The sequence below is a fragment of the uncultured Amnibacterium sp. genome (assembly GCF_964245895.1).
Taxonomy (GTDB): Bacteria; Actinomycetota; Actinomycetes; order Actinomycetales; family Microbacteriaceae; genus Amnibacterium.
This window is the reverse complement of sequence record NZ_CAXTOQ010000208.1, coordinates 1-4,860: the sequence shown is the minus strand read 5'-3', so window position 1 is coordinate 4,860 and position 4,860 is coordinate 1. Positions and strand designations below refer to the sequence as shown.

General features: G+C 74.5%; 5 protein-coding genes. 2 read left to right on the top strand and 3 right to left on the bottom strand.

What is annotated here, in order from left to right; genetic code table 11:
* Nucleotides 1-280 precede the first annotated feature (280 nt).
* Both ACFE60_RS17660 and ACFE60_RS17655 read right to left on the bottom strand, forming a co-directional pair.
* A complete protein-coding gene (locus ACFE60_RS17660) occupies nucleotides 281-1,126 on the bottom strand; it encodes an alpha/beta fold hydrolase (protein WP_375390167.1) in 846 nt (281 codons plus the stop codon).
* A 259-nt stretch (nucleotides 1,127-1,385) separates the two neighbouring features.
* Complete coding sequence (locus tag ACFE60_RS17655; RefSeq protein WP_375390166.1) at nucleotides 1,386-3,077, bottom strand: cation:proton antiporter; 1,692 nt, start codon at nucleotides 3,075-3,077, stop codon at nucleotides 1,386-1,388.
* A 67-nt stretch (nucleotides 3,078-3,144) separates the two neighbouring features.
* Here ACFE60_RS17655 and ACFE60_RS17650 point away from each other — a divergent pair, with 67 nt between their 5' ends.
* The gene (locus ACFE60_RS17650; RefSeq protein WP_375390165.1) at nucleotides 3,145-3,633 is read left to right on the top strand and encodes an RNA polymerase sigma factor; all 489 of its coding nucleotides are present in this window, start codon (nucleotides 3,145-3,147) and stop codon (nucleotides 3,631-3,633) included.
* Entirely contained in the window at nucleotides 3,630-4,205 is a 576-nt protein-coding gene (locus ACFE60_RS17645) for a hypothetical protein (protein ID WP_375390164.1), read from the top strand. The genes ACFE60_RS17650 and ACFE60_RS17645 overlap by 4 nt, the downstream gene beginning before the upstream one ends.
* A gap of 7 nt (nucleotides 4,206-4,212) precedes the next feature.
* Here the strand turns inward: ACFE60_RS17645 and ACFE60_RS17640 are convergent.
* The coding region (locus tag ACFE60_RS17640; protein ID WP_375390163.1) for a spore photoproduct lyase family protein at nucleotides 4,213-4,860 on the bottom strand (648 nt) is incomplete at its 5' end.

The window sequence follows — 4,860 nt, the reverse complement described above, 5'->3', positions numbered from 1 at the left end:
CGACCTCGACCCCGGGCAGGGAGGAGAACGCGTCGAGCGCGGTCGTGCCGGCGAACCCCAGGCCGATCACCCCCACCCGGAGGCGCTGGAGGTCGGGTTCGGGCTGCGGCATGCCGCCATCCAACCGCCTCCTCGGCGCCGCTGCCTGAGCCACTCCCCCTCGCGGATCCGCAGGAGCGGGACGGCGCGCCGCCCCCGGAGCCTCCGGAGGCGGCGTGTCGGCCGGGAGCTGCGGATCCGCGAAGGAGCTGCGGATCCGCGAGGTCAGGCGGAGGCGGGGCTACTTCGCGAGGAAGGCGAGCACCGCCGCGTTCCACTCCGCCGCGTCCGAGACGTTGACGCCGTGCGGTGCGCCCTGGATCACGACGGTCTCGCTGCCGGGGATCGCCGCGGCGGTGCGCTGCCCGGAGCCCTCGAAGGGCACGATGCCGTCGGCGTCGCCGTGGATCACGAGCGTCGGGACGGTGATCTTCGTCAGGTCGTCGCGGAAGTCGGTGGTGCCGAACGCGGCCATCGCTCCGAGCGCCGCCTTCTGGTCGGACTGCTGCGCCAGCGCGATGGCGTCGTCGACCTCCTTCTGCGACACCTTCAGCTCGCCGTCCGCGGAGTAGAAGTCGTGCACGAACTGCGCGAAGAACCCGTCGCGGTCCTTCGTGAGGCCCGCCTCCATCCCCGCGGCGGCCTCCTTCGTCAGCGGCCCGTCGGGGTTGTCGTCGGACTGCGCCAGGAATGGCGGCACCGCGGAGGCGAAGACGACGCTGCGCAGGCGGCGCTCGCCGTGCTCGGCGATGTAGCGGGCGATCTCGCCGCCGCCCATCGAGAAGCCGATGAGCGTGACGTCGGTGAGGTCGAGCGCGTCGAGGATCGAGCCCAGGTCCTCGGCGAACGTGTCGTAGTCGTAGCCCGACGCCGGCTTGTCGCTGCGCCCGAACCCGCGGCGGTCGTAGTCGACGACGCGGTACCCGGCGGCCGCGAAGGCGGGCACCTGGTGCGCCCAGGAGGCGGCGGACAGCGGCCAGCCGTGGATCAGGACGACGGGGCGGCCGTCGCCCCCGGTGTCCTCGACGTACAGGTCGACGTTCTTGAAGAGGCCTCGGTGGACGGTGATCTCGCCGGTCTCTGCCATCGGTGCTGCATCCCTACCGGCCCGGACGGGGCCGCGGGGGCGCGGCGAGGTGGCCGTGCGGACCGGGGCCGACCGTAGGCAGCGAGTTCGAGCGCGGAATGTGCACGCGCTGGGCGCCGACTGCACGGATCGCGCGAACGGGCCCCACCTCCGTCTCGCGGATCCGCAGAAACTGCCCGACGCGCCGCCTCCGGGGCACAAGGAGGCGGCGTGTCGGCGCGGAACTGCGGATCCGCGAAAGAATTGCGGATCCGCGAGGTCAGGCGGAGCCCTTCCGCACGTCGATCGCGAGCTCCATCGCGTCGAGCGACTCGAGGGCGCTGCTCAGCACGTCCGCGGAGAAGACGCCCTCGTCGCGCGCGTCGAGCAGCGCGTTCCGGGAGGTCCGGATCCGCGCCAGCCGCTCGTCGATCGACATGGCGCGCAGCTGCGCGTCCCCCTCCGGTCCGGACAGGGTGCCGGTGCTGTCGCGGATCAGCTGCAGCACCTTGACCTGCTCCGCCTTCCGCGCCTCGGGGTCGTCGCCCTGCGGCTTCAGGAGGCGGATCAGCGCGCTCAGGGTGCCGCCCTGCACGATCAGCGAGATCGCCGCGACCCCGAACGCGACGAGCACCAGCAGGTCCCGATGCGGGGTGCCCGGTTCGAGCGTCTGCACCGCGGCGACCGTCACCGCGCCGCGCATGCCGGCCCACACCACCACGGCGCCCTCGCGCGGCCCGAGCGGCGACGCGGCGAGGTAGTCGATGTCGGCCAGCGCCTGGCGGACCCGCTTGCTGAACCGCTCGAAGTCCTGCGTCGTGATCGGGCGGAGGGGGCGGCGTCGCTGCCGGCCCCGCTGCGGCTCGGTCCGGCGCTCCTGCCTGCGCGCCTCGAGCGCGGGCTGCCCGCCCTCCGATATCGCCTGCTGCATGTCGGTGAGGCGCTCGCGGAACCGGGTCCTGCGCCGCCCGCTGCCGCGCAGCAGCAGGAGCAGCGGGATGACGAAGGCGGCCCGGAGGAGGACGACCGTCGCGAGGGCGGCGACCGCGATCGGCAGCGCACCGACGGTCCGCGGGGAGACGCCCGTGCTCACGATCTGCGCGATCTCGAGCCCCATGAGCAGGAAGATCGCGCCCTCGAGCAGCAGGCTCACCATCGCCCAGTTCTCGGTGTCGGAGCGGCGGTGCTCCGCGGACAGCCGGCGGGGCGCCTGACGGCCGACCGCGAGCCCCGCGGCGACCGCGGCGACCAGGCCCGACCCGCCGGCGAGCTCCGTCGGGATCGCCGCGATGAAGGGCACGGTGAAGGAGATGACGGTGTTCACCGTCGAGTCGGTGACCTTCGACCGCAGCCACACGGAGCCCCGGCCGACGACGATGCCGATGACGACCGCCACGACCACCGAGTAGCCGAACTGACCGACCACGAACGGGATGTCCACCCCGGCGGAGGCCGCGGCGCCCGCAGCGACCGCGGCCCGCAGCACCACGAGCGCGGAGGCGTCGTTCAGCAGGCTCTCCCCCTCCAGGATCGCGATCACCCGGTGCGAGACGTCCGCCTTCTTGACGATCGAGGTCGCGACCGCGTCCGTCGGGCTGATCACGGCGCCGAGCGCGACGCCCCAGGCGTAGCCGAGCCCGGGGATCAGGACCGTGAACAGCCAGCCGAGCACCAGCGCGCTGATCACGACGAGCAGCACGGACAGCCCGCTGATCGTGCCGAACTCGCGGCGCAGGTCCATGGACGGCATCGACACCGAGCCCGCGTAGAGCAGCGGCGGCAGGATGCCGATCAGGACCAGCTGCGGGTCGACGACCACGGTCGGCACGACCGGCAGCAGGCTGAGCCCGATGCCGACGACCACGAGGACCAGCGGCGCGGGGATGCGCAGCCGCGGGCTGAACGCGGCCGCGCCGGCGACGACCAGCAGCGCCGCGGCGACGAGGACGACGCCCTGCTCCGTGGGACTCACGGGAGGAGCCTCCCATCCCGTCGCGCGTGCCCTGAAAGGATCCGCGCCCCGCTGGACATGATGAGGTGTGATCACCCTGGAGGACCGGGAGGCGCGCTTCGCGAGCCTCGCGGACGCCTGCCTCGAGCCGGTGCGGCGCTACCTCGCGCGGCGGGCCGACGCGGCGACCGCGGAGGACGTGCTCGCCGACGTGCTGCTCGTCTGCTGGCGGCGGCTCGACGAGGTGCCCGCGGACGCGGCCCTGCCGTGGGCGATCGGCGTCGCCAGGAACCAGCTGCGGAACGCGCAGCGCGGCGTCCGGCGCCAGGAGCGCGCGGCCGCCCGTCTCGCAGACGAGCAGCGCGTCGCGGGCGGCTCCCCGGACGTCTCGGCGCTGCGGGACGCGCTCGGCGCGCTGCGCCCGGCGGACGCCGAGCTGCTGCGCCTCTGGGCGTGGGAGGGGCTGCAGCCCGCCGACCTCGCGGTCGCGCTCGGCATCAGCCCGAACGCGGCGGCGATCCGCCTCCATCGCGCGAAGCGCCGCCTCGCGGACGAGCTCGGAAGGACCGGACCATGACCGACCTGCAGACCCGGCTCGCCGCCCTCGACCCGGCGCGGGACCTGCCGCCGCTCCCGGAGGCGCAGCGCGCCGCCCTGCTGCAGCGGGCCGCCGCCGGCCCGCGTCGCGCACCGCGACCGCCTCGGCGCGCGCTGTGGATCGGCGTGCCGGCGGGGCTCGTCGCCGCAGCGGCGGCCGCCTTCCTGCTGTCGCCGGCCGACGTGCGGCCGACCATCGCCGTGGGTCCGAGCACCACCAGGATCACCCTGACGATGTCGAGCGACGCGACGGCGATGTGCATGCCGGTCGCCGACTTCGCCGCGCAGGCGCTGGCCGGCAGCACGGTCGCGCTCAGCGGCACGGTGGAGGCGGTCGGCGGCGACCGGGTCGCGGTGCGGGTCGACCGGCAGTACCGCGGCGAGCCCGTCGACGAGGTGCTCGTCGACGCCCCCGCGGAGGTGGAGGACCCGACGATCCTGCCCGCCGGCGCGCACGTGCTGATCGCGGCGCAGGACGGGCGGGTGCTCGGCTGCGGCCTGTCGGGCGAGGCCTCCCCCGACCTGCAGGGCTTCTACGACGCCGCCTTCTGAGCGCCGGTCAGGTCTGGTAGAGCAGGCGGGCGCCCGGCACTCGGGCCGGGACCTCCTGCTCGAACCAGGCGCGCAGCCGCTGCATCGTCTCGCGCGGGTAGACGTACTTGACGCCGCCGAACTTCGACCGCTTGACGCTGCGGGCCGACTCGTCCATCTCCAGCTTCGTCCGCGGGTACCAGCCCTCCAGCACCTGCTTGCTCGACGGCGTGAACCGGTGCGTGATGACCTCGGCGGTCAGATCCACGCCGGGCACGCCCGCGAGCGCGGCGGCGACGTCGTCGAGCAGCCGCCCGTACGACTGCTCCCAGCCGTCGACGGGCATCACCGGCGCGATGGTCAGCCCGACCGGGTAGCCGGCCGCCGCGACCCGGCGCAGGGCGTCGATGCGCGCGGGCATCCGGGCCGTGCCGCCCTCGAGCCGCTCCACCTCGGCCGCGTTCAAGGAGAAGCGGATGCGGGTGCGGCCGCCGTGCGGCAGGGCCAGCAGCGGCTCGACGGCGTCGAACTTGGTGGTGAACCGCAGGGAGGCGCCGTCGCCGTGCACGCCGGTGCCGACCTGCGCGATCGCCGCCGCGAGCGACCCTGTGAGGTGCTCGATGCCGAGCGGATCGGTGTAGCAGGACAGCTCGAACGTCGTGCCCTCGCCGCCGCG